The sequence below is a fragment of the Dialister invisus DSM 15470 genome, from assembly GCF_000160055.1.
Taxonomy (GTDB): Bacteria; Bacillota; Negativicutes; order Veillonellales; family Dialisteraceae; genus Dialister; species Dialister invisus.
The window spans coordinates 830,001-846,887 of sequence record NZ_GG698602.1 but is presented as its reverse complement, the minus strand read 5'-3'; the positions used below and the strand labels follow the sequence as shown (position 1 = coordinate 846,887).

The 16,887-nt window shown below is 46.5% G+C and carries 15 protein-coding genes and 2 tRNA genes; 15 read left to right on the top strand and 2 right to left on the bottom strand.

Going from position 1 to position 16,887, the window contains the following annotated elements; translation table 11 throughout:
• The first annotated feature begins 6 nt into the window (after positions 1 to 6).
• The 14 genes from sdaAA to GCWU000321_RS04045 all read left to right on the top strand — a co-directional run bounded on the left by sdaAA (position 7) and on the right by GCWU000321_RS04045 (position 12,742).
• On the top strand, positions 7 to 894 hold the full coding sequence (gene sdaAA, locus GCWU000321_RS04110) for an L-serine ammonia-lyase, iron-sulfur-dependent, subunit alpha (protein ID WP_007069830.1): 888 nt from the start codon (positions 7 to 9) through the stop codon (positions 892 to 894).
• Between the two features lie 112 nt (positions 895 to 1,006).
• Positions 1,007 to 1,083, top strand: a tRNA-Pro gene (locus tag GCWU000321_RS04105).
• A 3-nt stretch (positions 1,084 to 1,086) separates the two neighbouring features.
• Positions 1,087 to 1,160: transfer RNA gene (locus GCWU000321_RS04100), tRNA-Gly, on the top strand.
• Positions 1,161 to 1,256: 96 nt separating this feature from the next.
• Entirely contained in the window at positions 1,257 to 1,928 is a 672-nt protein-coding gene (locus GCWU000321_RS09350; protein WP_071585482.1) for a hypothetical protein, read from the top strand.
• 83 nt (positions 1,929 to 2,011) lie between these two features.
• On the top strand, positions 2,012 to 2,173 hold the full coding sequence (gene scfA / locus GCWU000321_RS04090) for a six-cysteine ranthipeptide SCIFF (protein WP_007069829.1): 162 nt from the start codon (positions 2,012 to 2,014) through the stop codon (positions 2,171 to 2,173).
• A gap of 84 nt (positions 2,174 to 2,257) precedes the next feature.
• On the top strand, positions 2,258 to 3,694 hold the full coding sequence (scfB, locus tag GCWU000321_RS04085; protein ID WP_007069828.1) for a thioether cross-link-forming SCIFF peptide maturase: 1,437 nt from the start codon (positions 2,258 to 2,260) through the stop codon (positions 3,692 to 3,694).
• Positions 3,695 to 3,845: 151 nt separating this feature from the next.
• A complete protein-coding gene (locus GCWU000321_RS04080) occupies positions 3,846 to 4,292 on the top strand; it encodes a hypothetical protein (protein WP_050754517.1) in 447 nt (148 codons plus the stop codon).
• A gap of 14 nt (positions 4,293 to 4,306) precedes the next feature.
• On the top strand, positions 4,307 to 5,503 hold the full coding sequence (locus GCWU000321_RS04075) for a hypothetical protein (RefSeq protein WP_007069826.1): 1,197 nt from the start codon (positions 4,307 to 4,309) through the stop codon (positions 5,501 to 5,503).
• On the top strand, positions 5,496 to 7,100 hold the full coding sequence (locus tag GCWU000321_RS04070) for an LPS-assembly protein LptD (RefSeq protein WP_007069825.1): 1,605 nt from the start codon (positions 5,496 to 5,498) through the stop codon (positions 7,098 to 7,100). Before GCWU000321_RS04075 ends, GCWU000321_RS04070 begins: the two co-directional genes overlap by 8 nt.
• A 26-nt stretch (positions 7,101 to 7,126) precedes the next feature.
• On the top strand, positions 7,127 to 8,518 hold the full coding sequence (locus tag GCWU000321_RS04065) for a glucose-6-phosphate isomerase (RefSeq protein WP_007069824.1): 1,392 nt from the start codon (positions 7,127 to 7,129) through the stop codon (positions 8,516 to 8,518).
• A gap of 4 nt (positions 8,519 to 8,522) precedes the next feature.
• Positions 8,523 to 9,032: a hypothetical protein gene (locus tag GCWU000321_RS04060; protein ID WP_007069823.1), complete on the top strand. Its 510-nt coding sequence runs from the start codon at positions 8,523 to 8,525 to the stop codon at positions 9,030 to 9,032.
• Positions 9,033 to 9,103: 71 nt separating this feature from the next.
• A complete protein-coding gene (locus tag GCWU000321_RS04055) occupies positions 9,104 to 10,453 on the top strand; it encodes a type II secretion system protein GspD (RefSeq protein WP_007069822.1) in 1,350 nt (449 codons plus the stop codon).
• 28 nt (positions 10,454 to 10,481) lie between these two features.
• A complete protein-coding gene (locus GCWU000321_RS04050; protein ID WP_007069821.1) occupies positions 10,482 to 12,365 on the top strand; it encodes an ABC-F family ATP-binding cassette domain-containing protein in 1,884 nt (627 codons plus the stop codon).
• 11 nt (positions 12,366 to 12,376) lie between these two features.
• Positions 12,377 to 12,742 carry a hypothetical protein gene (locus GCWU000321_RS04045; protein WP_007069820.1) on the top strand — a complete coding sequence of 122 codons (366 nt, stop codon included), beginning with the start codon at positions 12,377 to 12,379 and terminating at the stop codon, positions 12,740 to 12,742.
• A 41-nt stretch (positions 12,743 to 12,783) separates the two neighbouring features.
• Here GCWU000321_RS04045 and GCWU000321_RS04040 read toward each other — a convergent pair whose 3' ends face one another.
• Positions 12,784 to 13,599 carry a DNA-3-methyladenine glycosylase family protein gene (locus GCWU000321_RS04040; protein ID WP_007069819.1) on the bottom strand — a complete coding sequence of 272 codons (816 nt, stop codon included), beginning with the start codon at positions 13,597 to 13,599 and terminating at the stop codon, positions 12,784 to 12,786.
• A gap of 125 nt (positions 13,600 to 13,724) precedes the next feature.
• Between GCWU000321_RS04040 and GCWU000321_RS04035 the strand changes: the two genes are divergently transcribed.
• Complete coding sequence (locus GCWU000321_RS04035; RefSeq protein ID WP_007069818.1) at positions 13,725 to 15,719, top strand: sensor histidine kinase; 1,995 nt, start codon at positions 13,725 to 13,727, stop codon at positions 15,717 to 15,719.
• Between the two features lie 56 nt (positions 15,720 to 15,775).
• Here GCWU000321_RS04035 and GCWU000321_RS04030 read toward each other — a convergent pair whose 3' ends face one another.
• Positions 15,776 to 16,348 (bottom strand): hypothetical protein, encoded by a 573-nt coding sequence (locus tag GCWU000321_RS04030; RefSeq protein WP_007069817.1) that lies wholly within the window; start codon positions 16,346 to 16,348, stop codon positions 15,776 to 15,778.
• Between the last annotated feature and the right edge of the window lie 539 nt (positions 16,349 to 16,887).

Here is a 16,887-nt window from a genome sequence, read left to right as displayed (position 1 = left end):
GGTATTATGAAAACATATCATTCCGTAAAGGAACTTTTTGCGTTGGCAGAAGAAAACCATTGCTCTCCCGGTGTTATTGCATGCCGGCTGGAGTCGGAAGAAAGCGGAAAAGACTTTGATGAAGTATGGGAAAAGATGAAAAAGACCATTCCCGTTTTCCGTCAGTCTATCCAGCGCGGACTGGCGGATACGAAAAAATCTGCCAGCGGACTTGTGGGTGGTGATGCCAATGCCATTTTCATGCGGGAAAGCCGTTTTTTGAGTCCTGTATGCCGCCGTGCCTGTGCTTATGCTATAGCAACAGCGGAAGCAAATGCTAAAATGTTCCGTATCGTGGCGTGTCCGACAGCAGGATCCTGCGGGATTGTACCGGCTGTTTTGGCGGCAGTGGCGGAAGAAGAAAATTCTACTCTCAATGATGTGACCTGCGCGTTATTTACAGCGGGAGCCATCGGACGGATTACTGCGGAGAATGCTTCGATTTCGGGGGCAGTTGGCGGCTGCCAGGCGGAATGCGGCACAGCGGCGGCGATGGCTGCGGCTGCGGCAGTGGATTTACTCCATGGTACGACAGAGGAAATGGGGAACGCTATGGCGCTGGCGATGAAAAATATTTTGGGGCTTGCCTGTGATCCTGTGGCGGGTCTTGTGGAGGTTCCCTGCGTGAAAAGAAACGGATTCCATGCGGTACATGCCCTTGTGGCGGTGGAAATGGCAATGATGGGGATCCGTTCCGTCATCCCTCCTGATGATGTGATTGACGCTATGGGAAGAATCGGGCGCCTTATGCCTGTGTCCCTTCGTGAAACCAGCCTTGCAGGTCTTGCCATGACGGAAGAAGGAAAGCATATTTCCGAAAGGCTGATGAAACAAAATGCTATGCCGGCAGAATAGCATAAATGAAAAGGATAAAAAGACTGCGGCAATCAGAGGAAGCACTTTGGCGGATTTCTTTCCGAAGCGCATTGACAGGAAAGAAAAATATGGCTATAATAAACTACGTTGCCGGGGCATAGCGCAGTTTGGTAGCGCACTTGGTTCGGGACCAAGGGGTCGCAGGTTCAAATCCTGCTGCTCCGACCACATGCGGGTGTAGCTCAATGGTAGAGCGCCAGCCTTCCAAGCTGGTTACGAGGGTTCGATTCCCTTCACCCGCTCCATTTTTTGAGGGACTTTCCGGAGCGGAGAGTCTTTTTCTTTTGCGGTATTTCGGGGAATCCTTTATAATAAAAAATAATTCAAATGAGGAGCTGACCATGGGCTTTTTTGACAGAAGTAATGAATCCGCCAGTCCGATCGGCCTTTTGCGGGCGCATATCGGTACGTTTATGTACTGCGTGAAAATGGGAAAAAAGAAATTTCAAAATAAAGAAGACGTAGGAGATATCTTTTTTGATATGGACCAGACGAAGTTTCTTTTGGATCAGGCGACACGGGGCTCACTTTACGATTTTCGACAGCGTATCGATTCCGCTCTTTGGGATGCGGCTGTCCATAAATATTCGGAAGATTTGGACAAGCTGAAAAAAGTGCTCCTGAAAGCTGTGGATCAAGGGGCAGCGAAAGCAGTGGATATTGCGGAGGAAGAGCCGAAGGAAATTGTTCCCGAAAAGGAAGAAGAAAAATCGGGAGACTGGCGGGATCATATTCTTGATGAAATGAAGGAAGCGGAAGAAGCGGCGAAGAAAAACATGCCGTCGAAAGAAGAAAGAGGTGTAAAGACGGATGACTCTAAAGAGATGTCCGAAGCCGATTGCCGGGAGCTGTGGAAACTCATTAAGGAAATGGACAGAGAATTCCGCGAAATGAAACAAATTGCTGATGAATGGCTCATGGTGAACGGGAGAAAAGACGGATGTTTAGGCGCAGTTCTTGCGGCAATGCTCCTGCCTGCAGGTGCCATCTACGGAATTTGGTCGCTTTTTTAAGGGAAATCGAAGTTATATATTGTGCTTTCCGCATTTTCTGTGCTATTATAATCAAAGTAAAGGTTGTTTCGGGAGGTGACATTATGTCTAAACACATCGTTACGATTAACAGCTCTTCTCTGCAGGACTCCATCAAATTTGAAGGCTGCAGCGAATGCCAGACTTCCTGTCAGTCTGCATGCAAGACCAGCTGCACTATCGGCAACCTGCTCTGTACGGAACAGGAAGAAGCTGAAGAAGCGTAAGGAACGGCCATGCTCCCGATCTTATGGTCGGGAGTTTTTCAATTGTTGTAGGGAAATATTTCTTTTGGGGGCTCAGAAAAATTCATGGATTATAATGTAAAGCCCATGATTCATCGTTTCCGTCAAAATGATATGAATATCGTCATGGATGTGAACAGCGGCATTGTCCATGTCGTTGATGATGTGACATACAGGGTTCTGGAGTTTTATAAAGGAGAAGGCAGAGAAGAAACTTTGTCCGCTCTCGAAAAAGAATACGGTGCTGAAGAGCTGAATGAAGTCATGGATGATTTGGATGAACTCATCAGGGCTCAGTCTCTTTATGCGCCTATGGACAAGAATTATGAAATGGCGATCGAAGATAAACCGATTGTCAAGGCGCTGTGTATCAATATCGCCCACGACTGCAATCTCCGCTGCAAGTACTGCTTTGCCGGACAGGGAGGATATGGACAGTGGCGTATGCTCATGAGCTTCGATGTGGCGCGCCGGGCTGTTGATTTTCTGATTGCCCACAGCGGACACCGTGAACATTGCGAGCTGGACTTTTTCGGCGGTGAACCGCTCATGAACTGGCATGTGGTGCAGCAGACGGTGACCTATGTTCGCCAGCAGGAGAAGAAACACAATAAAAAAATCAAGATGTCTCTTACGACGAACGGAATGCTTCTGGATAAGGAGAAGGTGAAGTATCTGACGGATAACCATATCAGCCTGATCCTGTCACTGGACGGCCGTAAGGAAATGCATGACTCCATGCGTCCCGGTGTGAATAATGAAGGTACTTATGATCGCATTATGAAAAATCTCCAGTACTGCATCAAGCATCGCAATGGAGAAGAATACTATGTCCGCGGTACTTTCACCAGGCAGAATCTGGATTTCACTACTGATGTGGAAGATATGCTCAATCATGGATTTCCCGCGGTTTCTATGGAACCGGTTGTCGGCGATGACACGGCGGATTATTCCATCAAAGAGTCGGATCTGCCTCGGGTGAAGGATGAATATGATAAATTGGCGAAGTTTTTCATCAAGCGTGAAGAGGAAGGAAATCCCTTTTTTTTCTTCCATTTCAATATGGATCTTTGGAGAGGCCCCTGCCTGCCGAAGCGTCTTCGCGGATGTGGAGCGGGGCATGAATATCTGGCGGTCGTGCCCAATGGAGATATTTACCCGTGCCACCAGTTTGTCGGTCGTGAAGGATATGTGATCGGCAATGTTTTTGAGGGACTTAAGAACATGAAGATGATGCGCGATTTCCGTGTGAACCATGTGTTCAGCAAGCCTGAATGTGTGGACTGCTGGGCGAAATTCTTCTGCTCCGGCGGCTGCCATGCAAATAATGAAGCTTATGCCGGGGATATTCATAAGCCTTACGGGATTACCTGTGAAATTCAAAAGAAGCGTGTGGAATGTGCGATGATGATTCAGGCATATAATAAGTTGAAAGCTCCGAAAGTCATGCATCAGCCGGGAACAAAAGCGGCAAGGAAAGCGGAAGGCTTATCCGCTACCTGATAAGATGAAATAAAGAAAGAAGAGGATGACAAGAGGTTTCTGTTTGCGCAGAGACTTCTTTTAACTTATAATAAAATAAGTATTATAGGGGTAATGGAATCAAAATACAGGCATCGTTTTTGATGCATTTTGTATGAAGGAGGAATTGATTATGCATATAAAAAGAGTTGGAGTCGCCCTTATGGCGGCTGCCATGATTGGTACAGGTGTGTTTTCCGGGGTTTCTGCATCCGGATTGGGCAGTATTCTCGGCGGTATTGTGAAAGTAGGCGGTATAGGGTTCCTTGTGGATAAGTATGGTGAATCGCTGAACAGTGCCATCAATTCTGTTATGATGAAAGAAGGCGCAGGTACGAACTATGCTACAAAGGTTGTTCCTATCGTCAGTATCGGTAACAGAGGATATATCGGAGCAGCACAGGTTATCGGCGATGCGGACCAGGTGGAAAAGGTGGAAGCGGTAGGCCAGCTTGAAATCAGCTGGAATAACAAGCTTTTCCGCATCAAAGGTCTAATTCCTATGGATAGTAAGAACCCGACCAGTTTCAGCCGTGTACAGGGCGTAGGTGTTTCCGCCGTTATTGATGTAAGAGTTTAATCGGAGGACTCAGCATGAAAAAATCTATTCTTGCAGCAGGTATTTCTTTGTTACTCGTATTTCCGGAAGCAGCAGCCGAACCGACGACCCTGAACGGACGTATGGAACGGGTGGAAGATGTCCTTTATGGGGAAACGCGCAGCGGCTCCCTTACCGAACGGATTACTTCCGCCGATAATTTAATTTATGGCACAGGCAGTTCGACAGGCGTGGGTCTTGATGACCGGGTCGGAAATCTTTATGCTGATGTGGTAAACAGCGGTAATGATGCTGCACCGTCCATCTCTTCCCGGACGAATGCCCTGGAGTACTACCTGACTGATGAAATTAAGCGGGAACCGCTTGCCGGCCGTATCGGTGATATGGAAAAAAGCGTTTTCGGCAGCGTGAAATCAGGCGCATTGGATAAGCGTACCGCGGAATTGGAAAAAGCTATTTATGGAGATCAACATTCGGAAATGAAGGATGTTGTTCTTCCTGAAAAGACGGTATTCAAGATTTCTTTAAATGATAATATCAGCAGCAAAACAAACCTTGTGGGTGACCCTGTAGAATTTACCGTGCAGGAAGATGTGAAGGTTGGTGACATTCTTGTGCTGCCCCGCGGTTCCAGAGGAAGCGGCGTGGTGACGAAAGTATCCCGGCCGAAGAGCTTTGGACGCAGCGGTAAACTGGATATTTCATTTGATCAGGTATTTTCTTTGGATGATGAACCGATTCCGACCGTTCTCGGACCGGAAGCAAAAGATAAGCTGAAGATGGAAGCTGCTGCCGTAGGCGCTTCTACTATCGGCGCATTGGCGCTGGGGCCGGTCGGCCTGGTAGGCGGTTTTTTTGTTAAAGGCAAAGATGTGGAACTTCCTGCAGGATCTGAATTGTATATACAAACGCAGAAAGATGTTACCACGAAAGGTCTTGTTACCGCTTCCGGCGCACCGAACATGGTACTTCGCAAGAGAGTGGCCAAGTCGGCTGTTGCCGGAGAGGCAGGGAGTACAATGGCCTCTGATGCCGGTTCTTCTGTGAATACTGTGGAAAATATGCGGAATAAATTGAAGTTCGTCAATGAGGACGGAGATGAAATAGATACCAAGACAAAAACAGTAAAATCTGATGCGGAAGAGACAAAAGCGGATGTTTCCGGGACAGCGGAAAAGGCTGCTGATGAAGGAGAAGAAAATGCATCAGTAGTTATTGTAAGAAATGAATAAATCGAAATTAAAAAGGGCATTGATTTTAGGGTGTGCCCTTTTTCTGGGAACGGGTCCGGAAGGATATGTTTCGGCGGCAGGCGATATAACTTATGAAGAAGGGTTCGTCGTCGATGAGGATCATAAGGGCGTAGTGCGCCCGATTCGTCCTGCGGAAGTTCTTGTAAATCGGAACAATGCAAAAACAAAGGAACCGGTAGAATCCGATTCCCCGTCTTCGGCAGCAAAAAAAGGGAAGAAGGCAAAAGATACCGGGATTTCTCCTGAACATCCTTTAACTTTTACTGCGGACTATATCCGTTATAACCATTCTACAGGAGATGTTATGGCGGAGGGGCGTATTGATATGCGCCAGATGATGGATCAGTACACTACAGAATATGTCTATGGAAATACGGTTACCCAGCAGTATGTTATTCCGGGAGAAGTACACTGGAAAAATCCCACTACTGATATGACGGCACAGTGGGCGGAATATGACGGTGCCGCATCCATAGGAAAGTTCTATGACTTTTCAGGCTGGGATTCAGGCCTTTACTATTTTAAAGGGGATAAAGGGACTTATTATCGTAAGGACAATAAAATGGTCGCGGATAGAGGCTACTTCACGACGAAGCATGCTGTCGCCAAAGTACCTGACTATCGGATTGAAGCAGATACCATCGAAATTTATCCGGGAGATCATTACACGGCTTATGATGTGAAATTAAAGGTGAAGAATACAACCCTTATTTCTTTTCCCCAGTACAGGGCTTCTTTGAAAAATGACAATGCGACCAGCCCGTGGTCGCTCCTTCCCCGCCCGAAGTATGACAGCGATAACGGATGGGGATGGCATAATGGGCTTGAATTACCTGTAGCGCATAATGACGATCTGTATTTTTATATCCGCAATGAATGGTACACGAAATCAGGATACAAGCCGGATGTCGGTTTTAGCTACAGCACACCTTTCGGGTGGTTCAATTTCCATTATGCTGAAGAAGAAAGTTCCATCAATGATGAGGGCGGTTTATGGATTAAAAAGCGACCGTCCCTTGAGTTTAAGTCTAATCGGTATTACCTGTTTAAATCGCCCTTCTATGCAGGTATAAACGGAGAGATCGGTTATTGGGATGAGGAAAGGGCAGGCGGTAACCGTAAGGGCAGTTATAAAGGCTTCGACGTGTATATTTCCGGTGATCCCATAAAGCTGGGCAGGTTTCTGACTTTTAACTGGAGAGCAGGGATTGCCAAAGATTACTACGGATACCAAAATGAGATACGTGAAAATAAATACTATTCCGTGGGGCTTATGGGAGGATACAGAGCGGTTTCCGGATGGATCAATTATACAAATCGTGCGATCACGGGATATACGCCGTATCTTTATGATACGTTCAGTACGACGAAACCGATTGATATAGGATTCAGACTCGAACTTACACCCAAAGATGCTGTAAGCGTTTCCTGGACGATTGATGCGAAAAATGGTAATGTGGATCACCGCTATTATACTTACTACCGGGATATGCATTCATTCTATGGATGGATCCGGTATGACACGGTGGAAAAGAAAACAACATTTATGATCATGCCGAAAGATTTTAGATTCTGATTGGGGTCATCGCTATAGGGGCTGGAATGAAATTTTCTTTAGACAAACATTTAGATGTCGATTTACAATATATTTTTGGCAGTAAATGGAATGTAAATGCGGAAGATCTGCAAAATTATGAAGCAGTTATTTCCAATGCGGAAAAGCGTGTACAGCGGATAAGAGAAACGGGAAAAGGCCCGGGAGGCAAAGCGGTTCTTTTTTCCCGCCTTCCTTATATTTTAGATGAAAACGTTCTCATGACAGCAGAAGAGCGGCTGCGGCTGGAACGGCTGGACGGAATCGGGAAAGAACAGGATGTTCTGATTTCTATCGGGATAGGAGGATCTTATCTGGGAAATCAGGCGATTTTTGATATTTTTTATGGTCCGTACTGGAATATGCGTTCCCGCAGGGAAAGAAACGGGTACCCGCAGGTATTCTTTGCGGGACAGAATGCCGACCCGGCAGCGCTTATGGATCTCGTCCGCCAGCTTCGAAGGGAACGGGACCGCTGCGGCCGTAAATTGAGAGTGCTGCTCCTGATAATTTCCAAGTCGGGGACAACTGTGGAACCGATGGCGGCTTTCCATGTATTGAGACGGGAATTATCCGATTTTTGCGAGCTTTCTTTTATTACAGTCACTGACAGAAATACCGGTAAGCTCCATGAATTGGCCGAACGGGAAGGATGGGAACAGTTTGCCGTGCCTGAAGGTATCGGCGGCCGTTTCAGTGTCTTTTCCCAAGTCGGTTTGGTCTGGGGGAAGTTGGTCGGTCTGGATATAAGGGCTTTTCTTGACGGTGCGAGATTTGTGGAAGAGCATTGCCGGGGGAAAATTTCGGATAACCCGGCACTTATGCTGGCTGCGGTCAAGTTTATCGCCATGAAAGAGTATGGAGTGGCAGCAGAGGTCATTATGCCTTATGGTGCAGGCCTCCGTGCGTTAGGCTGGTGGTATGCCCAGTTGCTGGGAGAGTCTTTGGGGAAAAAATTTGATACCCATGGGAATATCATTTACAACGGCCGCATTCCGGTTGCCTGTGTAGGTACGACAGATATGCATTCCCTTACGCAGGAACACCAGCAGGGGAAGAAGAATAAAATTGTACAGTTTATTTCCGTGAGAAATCTTCCCGATAAAGCGGATTTCTTTTGTGATGACGGCCGCGCAGGCGGAATGGTGGATTTGGGGATGCTGCTTAATGCCGCTGCCCGGTCTAATCAGGAGGCTCTGGCACAGGAAGAAAGGATGAGCTGCGCGATAGAAATTGAAAAGCTGACAGAATTCCATATAGGAATGCTGATGTACTTCTTTTTCCTTGCTACCGCCTATGAAGGTGCTATGGCGGATATCAATACATACGACCAGCCGGGGGTGGAGGATTACAAGAAAATTCTCTGCAAGTATTTACAAAAATATATGAAAGAGGCATGAGGTTATGGAGGGGGCGCGCAGGAAATGGATAGTCCCGGTGACAGGGGCAGTGGCGGCCGTTTTAACGGTGTGGGGCATTCTTGGTGTCGGTAAAGCGTCAACCGTTATTCCTGAAGAGGCAAACGGTACAACTCCTGCTGCTGTAAATGAAAGTGAAATGAAATTTGGAAAAATATCGGGCGGCGTTAAAAAATATGACGCGGCTCTTTATTTGCGGGGAAAACCGTTGAAAGATCCGTTTTATGCGGTGCGGTCTTATGATTCAAAGAGGGAGAATGAAGAAGCGCCGCAGATGCCGGCAGCAGAAGGGACAACGGGGACTATCCATCTCGCCCCGGTTTTACAGGGAGTCATGGAGTATGGAGGGAACCGGCGGGCCATGCTTGCCGTGAATGGAGAATCAGTTACAGTTCGGAAAGGGGATCGGGTGGATATATGGTCAGTCGTTTCAATCGGAGAAAAAACAGTCCAGTTATCATCGGCAGCAGGGAATCTTTTTTTGGAACTGCCTTGAGACATACCGCCTTTTTATTCGTAGGCACTCTGTTTTTCTGTTTCCCTTTTTTTGTCAATGCGGAAAACAGAATGCCGGAGATGAAACTGGAAACGAGTGCTCACGAAACGATGGAAGCGACACTCCGCCAATCCATGGAAGGACGAAAAGAGGAAAAGGCAAAAAGTTATTTAACGAAACATGCTGTTACGGAAGAAAAAGAACCTTCCGATTTCAGTCTTCATGTAAAGAATGCGCCTATCCAGGAGGTCCTCCGGAGTCTGGCGGAACTTACAGGGAAAAATATTGTCTTCGGCGGTACAGTTACAGGAAGTGTGACGGCTGATTTAGATCATGTCACGCCGAAAGAAGCGCTCCATGCCATGCTGGTTTCCCAGGGGCTCATAGCGCGGGAAGAAGGAAGCACGCTTATCGTCGTTGGTGAATCCGCTATGAAAAATGGGGGAAGAGCAACGAAATCCTATAAATTGTCTTATGCGGAAGCGAAAGAAGTGGCGGAAGGGCTTCGCCAGCTTTCTGACAGCGTCCATGTAGCATATAACCAGACGGCAAACGCGGTCATTCTGAGCGGAACACCTTTGGAAATCATGGAAACCGCTGCGGTTCTCCGCTCTCTGGATGTTCCTGAAAAACAGGTAAAAGTAGAGGCGGAAGTTATTGCCGTGAACCGATCCCATTCCAAAGAACTTGGGATCGACTGGGATTTTAAAGCTCTTACCGGCAGCGGCGAGTATCGCAGGGAAAGCTGGAATGAACAGCGGTATGTCACCGATGATGCGGGAAATATAAAGTATGATAAAAATGGAAATCCGCGGATGCGGAATATCGAACATAACGGATGGAATGTGAAGATTCCTGAAGGCTACGCAGGTATTTCCTACGGCAGATCCGTGGCAGGGCATCCCTACACCGCTTTTTTCAGGGCTAACCTGAATGCTCTTGTTTCTACAGGCAAAGCGAGAATCCTTGCCCGGCCGAATGTGGTCACCATGAACGGGCGGGAAGCGGAAATACTTATAGGAAATAAAATTCCGGTTATCGTGGAGCACGTGGATAACGGCGTTCGGACAACGACCACGGAATACCGCGACGCAGGCATCAAGCTTACCTACACGCCGCGAATCAGTGCGGACGGGGAAATCACCGCAAATGTGAATGCTGAGGTTTCCACGCCGTACCTTGTGCCTGAAATGCGGGCTTACCGTATCATTACCCGCCAGGCAAATACGCTGGTCCGTCTCCGGTCGGGCGATATGCTTACTATCGGGGGTCTGATAGATAAGGAAGAAAATAAAACCTTTAGGAAAGTTCCTATTCTGGGAGATATCCCCTTACTGGGAAAACTTTTCCAGAGCAAGAGCCGATCCGTGGAGGAGTCGGAAATAGTCATCATCATAAAAGCGGAAATACTGGACAGATGAACCGCTTTTATAGGAAGATAAGGGAAATATGGCAGTACTTAGAGTCAATGGTTTAACTAAATATTTTGGCATTAACAGCGTTTTTGAAAATGTTTCTTTCGAATTGAAAAGCGGCGAACATATTGGGCTTGTAGGGGCGAACGGCGCAGGGAAAACGACACTCCTGAAATGTATCATGGGAAGGGAAGAGGCTGACCGGGGAACGATAAAAGCCAGTGATGGTGCAGTAATCGGCTACCTTCGCCAGGATTTCGATTATGCCGGTGAAACGATACGTGATGAAATGGAAGAAGCATGGAAAGACGTTCTCTTTTATAAAGACAGAATGGAACGGCTGGCAGCCGAATTGGAATTTCATAAAGATGACGCTGATCTTGTTTTGGAATATGGAAAAACGGAAGCCCGTTTTGAATTTCTCGGCGGTTATGATTATGAATCTGCCACGAAAAAAATTTTAACGGGTCTCGGTTTTACGGAAGAGGACTGGGATCGGGATATTCATTCTTTTTCCGGCGGTCAGAAGGTCAGGATTAATTTGGCGGCTGCTTTCGTGCGTCATCCGGATTTCCTTCTTCTTGACGAACCGACAAACCATTTGGACATGGGCATGCTGGAATGGCTGGAGGATTATCTTCGCTCCTATAAAGGAGGCGTGCTTATGATTTCTCATGACCGTTACTTTCTTGATGCTGCGGCGACAGGCATTATCGATCTGGAGAATCACCGCATTCATTCTTACCGCGGCGGCTATACGCGGTATATGGATACGAAGACACGGGAAACGGTAGCTTATGAAAAAGCGTATGAAAAGCAGCAGGAGCATATCCGTGAAACGGAAGAATACATAAGAAGATACAAAGCGGGGATCAAATCAAAACAGGCACGGGGACGGCAGTTGCAGCTGAACCGCTTGGAACGGCTGGAAAAACCGAACCGGCAGGCCACACTTCGTTTTCATTTCACACCGCCTGATGACTGTGCGGATAAGGTTCTTGATATCCTTCATGGTACGGCAGGATATAATGGGACTCCTTTATTTAAAGATATAGAAATGCATATAAAAAAAGGGGAGACGGTAGGACTTATCGGACCGAACGGTGCGGGGAAGACGACCCTCCTGAAAATGATTACAGGGGAACTGGCGGGAGAGAAAACGCTTATCCACATGGGCAGCCATGTACAGGTGGGTTACTACTCCCAGGAGCAGGAGTGGCTTTCACCGGATCGAACCGTTATTGATGAGGTGCGGGATCTTTTCAATTATGGCGAAGCGGAAGCAAGAAATGTACTGGGCATGTTCCTTTTTCGGGGAGAAGATGTTTTCAAAAAAATATCTCTTCTTTCCGGCGGTGAAAAGGCGAGGCTGTCCTTGTTATGTCTCTTTCTGAAACGGCCGAACTTTCTCATCCTTGATGAACCGACAAATCATCTGGATATTCCTACGAGGGAAATCATGGAAGAAGCCATACAGGCTTTCGGCGGAACCTGTCTGATCGTTTCTCATGACCGGTATTTTCTTGATAAAGTTGTGACGCGCACACTGGAACTGGACAATGGCAGGCTTACTGAGTACCTTGGCAACTACACTTACTATAAAGAAAAGAAAAAAGACCTGGAAGAATTTGAAAAGGACAGGGGAAATGCAAAGACTGCCAAGACGCCTGCCAAAATGACAGTATCCAAGGCGGAACCGAAAAAGGCAGAAAAGAGGGAAATTTCCATAGCGGCAGCAAAAAAGCTGGAGCAGGTGGAAATGGAAATTGCACGGCAGGAAGCGACCGTGAAAATGTATACTTTCCGTATGAATAGCGAGCCTGAAAATTATGCCGCCATTACGGAAGAGTATAAGGACGCGGAAGAAAAGCTGGCAAAACTTTATGAACGATGGGATGCCATCGCAGAAGATATGTAAAGGAGGATTACATGAAAGACACGGCACTGGCGGCAGCCAAGGAAATGATTAAGACGATGGAAGGCTTAGCAGATGGTTTGCAGGAACGGCTGCGCAGAACGGAAGCAGAAAATGAGGCGCTTCGGAAAGAATTGGAAAAGTATCGTGAAGAAGAACGGGAAATGGCGGAAGAGGTTTTTCGGGGAGGCTCCGGTGAATTTAGCCGCTGTGATGACGGAGAGACATTAGAAGACCTAAGCGGGAAACTCAGCTGTTACTATCGGGATTTAGATCTTTATGACGAAAAGCGGATTACCGCTGAAGACGGGGAGACGCTCTATCACACGATAAAGTACATCTTCAAACAATTAAAAAAAGCAGGTGTCCGCTTTAAATGATGCCTGCTGTAAATGACGGACAGAAATGTTCGTCTTTTTTTCTATTTTAATTTCTTTGCCTGCGCATAGAAGAACATATACTGCTGAAAAATGCCTGCTGCATGGCCATAAGATGGGAACGGGCTGACTCCGCCATAATGTTTCTGAATGACCCGCCCGATCCACACATCTACAGGTGCGGCTGCCGTGCGGTGGTAAGCGAATAGGGAAATACAATTTACCACTTTGATGCCTGCTCCGGGAAACAGAAGAAGTTTTTCCGTGAGTTCCTTATCAGACAATGTTTCCATTTCGGTGAAGCTGATCTTTTCTCTCGCAATCATGCGGGCTGTGGCATGAATATAGGCGGCCCGGTACCCGAGAGAACAGTTTTTCAATTCATTGACAGATAATTTCCCGAGTGCTGACGGGGAGGGAAATGTGTAAAAAGTCCGCCCGTTTTTTGTAATTTCCTTTCCTGCGGCAAGACAAAGTTTGTCCACGGAACTCCGTATAGCGGGAATGGATTTCCTTTGGGAGATGATAAAGGTGATGAGCATTTCAAAAGGATCCTGCCGCAAGATGCGGATACCTTTTCCATATCCGGCCGCAGCCCTAAGAAAATGATCTTTTGCGGGGATGGAGCGTCTGAGCGACTTATAAGAAACAGATAAATCAAAATAAGGAGCCCACACCCGCTTCCATACGTAAGGGGTGCAGTCCGCTTCCCAGGTATCCGTTCCAAGCGGGGACAGAGACAACGTGTTTTTCCCTGTGATGAAATGGAAGGAACCGTCGGGCTGTGCGGAGGCACGAAAACATTGTCCGCTCCGTATGATTTTTTCCGGATCAAAGTCGTCAGGAATTTGTATTTTCATAAAATAACCTCTTTTCCTCTATTTATTATACAGGGGATTTCTATTCTTGCCGTGAACAGACGGAATTGGTAGTATAATAACAACATGAAAGGTACATAAATAATAATTTAAAGCAGGTGCAGTTTATGAGAGCAAGAATACATAAAAGTCTTTTAATGATGGGTGTTATTTCAGTAGCACTCGCATTTTTACTGGCAATTATCCTCCATTATCAAAGCATGCAGGAACAGGCGGACCGTGAACTGGCGCGTGTGGCGCAGACGGCCGCCGCCGCGGTATCTATGGAGAAGGCTCCTGAAAGCAAGGCATACCTTGATGCTATTTATGATGGAAATAATAAGGACATCCATATCGTATGGCTTACGGATAAAGGGAGCATCCTTTACGATACCGATGAAACTCTTGGAAGGAACTATCTCGAGATGCCCGAAGTCCGGCAGGCGATCCGGGAGGGATCCGGGGAAGTCGTTCATAAATCGTCTGATGAGCATCCGAAAAGTTATGTAGCGTACCGTACGGCCGATGATACCATTCTTCGTTTTTCCAAATCAAAAACAATTTCTTTTTTTGTTGCGTCTGATTTTATTCCTGAAGTCATCCTTTTCCTTCTTGTTTTTTCCGTGGGATGCCTTGCTGCGGCGGAACATGAAACAAATCGTATCCTGAGTCCCATCCGCGGCCTGGGAAATATCATACAGGACATTATGGCGGGAAAAGAGATAGGCAGGCTGCCTGATGAATATGAAGAACTTATGCCCCTCATCAACAAGGTGGAAGAACAGCATGATGAAATAGAAAACTATTTGGAAGATATTGAAGAAGAAAGAAATACGACCCGTACCATTTTGGATACTATTTCTGATGGGATTATTCTTTTGAACAGCCGGAAAGAGATTGTCGATTATAATGAGCGGGTAAAAGAAATATTTCATGTGGAAAAAGACAAGCGCTTCCGCCGCATTTCCTTTCTCTATCATGATGAAGATTTTCTTCGCGCTGTCGGACGTGCCTATCGTTCTGAACGTTCCCGCGAGTATACGATGACGCTCTTTGGGAATCCATTCCGGATGACTACGGCAAAAACGGAACTGACTGATGGGGAAGAAGGGCTGCTCCTTGTTCTCAGCGATATGACGGCAAATTACATGGCGGAACGCATGCGCCGGGAATTTTCGGCGAACGTTTCCCATGAATTAAAAACACCTTTGACATCTATCAGCGGGTTCGCGGAAATTATCTCCAGCGGTATGTACCAAAGTGAAGAGGATTTGAAAGTTTTCGGCAGACGAATTTTGGATGAATCCCATCGGATGATGTCCTTGATTGACACTATCATGCACTTGTCAAAAGTGGAAGAAACAGAAACCACGATCAAATGGAAGCCCGTAGAAGTTGCGGGACTTGTCCGCTATGCCGCCGAACTCATCAAACCGCAGGCTGATAAGAAGAATATAGTTGTCGAGCTGGACATGAAGCCTGTCCATGTCTACGGGAATGCCGCTCTTTTATCCGAGCTGGCGATGAATCTTTTGGATAATGCGGTGAAATATAATCATGAAGGCGGCCATGTAACGGTGAAACTGGCGGCGGAAAACGGAGAAATGGTCATGACCGTTTCCGATACGGGAATCGGTATCCCCGTAGATAAACAGAACCGTATTTTTGAACGCTTTTACAGGGCAGAGGAGAGCAGAAATAAATTCACCGGCGGCAGCGGACTGGGACTTGCCATCTGCAAGCATATTGTAGAGAAACATAAAGGCAGTCTCACTATTTCCAGCACAGAAGGAGAAGGGGCCACCTTCATCGTTACTCTGCCTGCTATGAGTGAAAGCGATGTGTCCGTGGAGACGGATAATGATATTCTTGCAAAGCAGGAAGCTGCTGACGGTGAATCGGGGAAATTGGCGGAAATGGAAGCGGCAGAAGAAGCTGCTGAAGAAATGACTGAAGGAAGCGATGCAGCCGATAATACCGAGGAGAAAGAACTATTGAAAAGGAAGAAGGAAAAGAAACGGAAAAAAGCGAAGAAGAGAAAGGCGAAAGATGCAGAACAGGCGGAAAAGCAAAAAACAGCCAAAGAAGAAAAAACGGGAAAAACATCAAAAGCGAAAAAGTAAATTGAAAAGGATATGCCTTGGGGACATCCCGGAGACATATCCTTTTATAATGCCGATTAACGCATTGCGGCAGTAAACATACCGGTTGCCTTATTAAAAGTAAGGACATAAACTGGACCGCCTGCCGATGAATGGCTGCTGCCTGCCGGCGGATCAACATGGAGAAGAAGATCCTTCTTTGTGATCTCCAGTGTTCCGTCGCCCTCTTCTCCCGTAAGGGAAGAACCGTCGAAGGCAAGAGTAAATTCCCCCTTTTGGTAGGATACAATGCGGAGCCCTTTAATGTCGCCCGTCTGGAAGACATAAAAACGCTTTCCGTTATCCGTTTGCACAAATTGAGTTATGGAGACAGAAGCATCTTTCCTTCCGTTTTCTCCATACAACGCGACAGGGAGATCGGAAAGAATCAGATTGGATTCATTGATCGCTGTTGAAAAAACAGCATCCGCCTTTCCGTCATTTACCGCGTTCAGATTAATGCCGAGACGCTGCTCTGCAGAAAGATTAATCTGGATGGCCGCTTCACCTCCGGAAACCGCCAGGCTGGAAGTGGAGCCTTCCTGCCAGCTGGCATAAGCTGTTCCTGCGGTAATTATCACAGCGGCAAGAGTAAATAATATCTTTTTCATAAAATACCTCCTTGCTCCTATTATAAACGATATGGAAAAAGAAGTCGCGAAAAAATGGAAATACACCGTGTACACATAAAAAAGACAGTCCTTTTATGTAAAAATATAACCTAAGTGAATACACAATATATGTTCGTTGGAATAAGGAGCCTTGTTTACCTTATAAGCGTATTCTTAATCTGATGAAATGAATAAAGAAATAGAACCTTTTTATCGCTTTTATGAAAGCAGAGGAAAATCCATGCGGGCAGCAGAGAAAGAAATAATGAAATTGGAAAAATGAGTGTTTGACGAAAGAAAAAAGACTTGCTATAATTCATTTTGCTGACAGGGACATATTCTTGCGGCGTCCGGTTCCATTTTTTCAAAAGGATTCAAAAGAATGCTTGACAGAAGGAAATGGCCGTGCTAAAGTAATGAAGTCGCTTAGAGCGATGGTTCTTTGAAAACTGAACAGTACAGCGAGAAAAAAGCCGATGTGCGAGTTTCAAGAAAAAAAGGAAACCGCAAAGAATTTGAGTAAGCAAGGCAAGACAAAA

Coding starts and splice junctions, on each gene's coding strand:
- sdaAA (WP_007069830.1), top strand. CDS start 7: ATGAAAACATATCATTCCGTAAAGGAACTTTTTGCGTTGGCAGAAGAA.
- GCWU000321_RS09350 (WP_071585482.1), top strand. CDS start 1,257: ATGGGCTTTTTTGACAGAAGTAATGAATCCGCCAGTCCGATCGGCCTT.
- scfA (WP_007069829.1), top strand. CDS start 2,012: ATGTCTAAACACATCGTTACGATTAACAGCTCTTCTCTGCAGGACTCC.
- scfB (WP_007069828.1), top strand. CDS start 2,258: ATGGATTATAATGTAAAGCCCATGATTCATCGTTTCCGTCAAAATGAT.
- GCWU000321_RS04080 (WP_050754517.1), top strand. CDS start 3,846: ATGCATATAAAAAGAGTTGGAGTCGCCCTTATGGCGGCTGCCATGATT.
- GCWU000321_RS04075 (WP_007069826.1), top strand. CDS start 4,307: ATGAAAAAATCTATTCTTGCAGCAGGTATTTCTTTGTTACTCGTATTT.
- GCWU000321_RS04070 (WP_007069825.1), top strand. CDS start 5,496: ATGAATAAATCGAAATTAAAAAGGGCATTGATTTTAGGGTGTGCCCTT.
- GCWU000321_RS04065 (WP_007069824.1), top strand. CDS start 7,127: ATGAAATTTTCTTTAGACAAACATTTAGATGTCGATTTACAATATATT.
- GCWU000321_RS04060 (WP_007069823.1), top strand. CDS start 8,523: ATGGAGGGGGCGCGCAGGAAATGGATAGTCCCGGTGACAGGGGCAGTG.
- GCWU000321_RS04055 (WP_007069822.1), top strand. CDS start 9,104: ATGCCGGAGATGAAACTGGAAACGAGTGCTCACGAAACGATGGAAGCG.
- GCWU000321_RS04050 (WP_007069821.1), top strand. CDS start 10,482: ATGGCAGTACTTAGAGTCAATGGTTTAACTAAATATTTTGGCATTAAC.
- GCWU000321_RS04045 (WP_007069820.1), top strand. CDS start 12,377: ATGAAAGACACGGCACTGGCGGCAGCCAAGGAAATGATTAAGACGATG.
- GCWU000321_RS04040 (WP_007069819.1), bottom strand. CDS start 13,599: ATGAAAATACAAATTCCTGACGACTTTGATCCGGAAAAAATCATACGG.
- GCWU000321_RS04035 (WP_007069818.1), top strand. CDS start 13,725: ATGAGAGCAAGAATACATAAAAGTCTTTTAATGATGGGTGTTATTTCA.
- GCWU000321_RS04030 (WP_007069817.1), bottom strand. CDS start 16,348: ATGAAAAAGATATTATTTACTCTTGCCGCTGTGATAATTACCGCAGGA.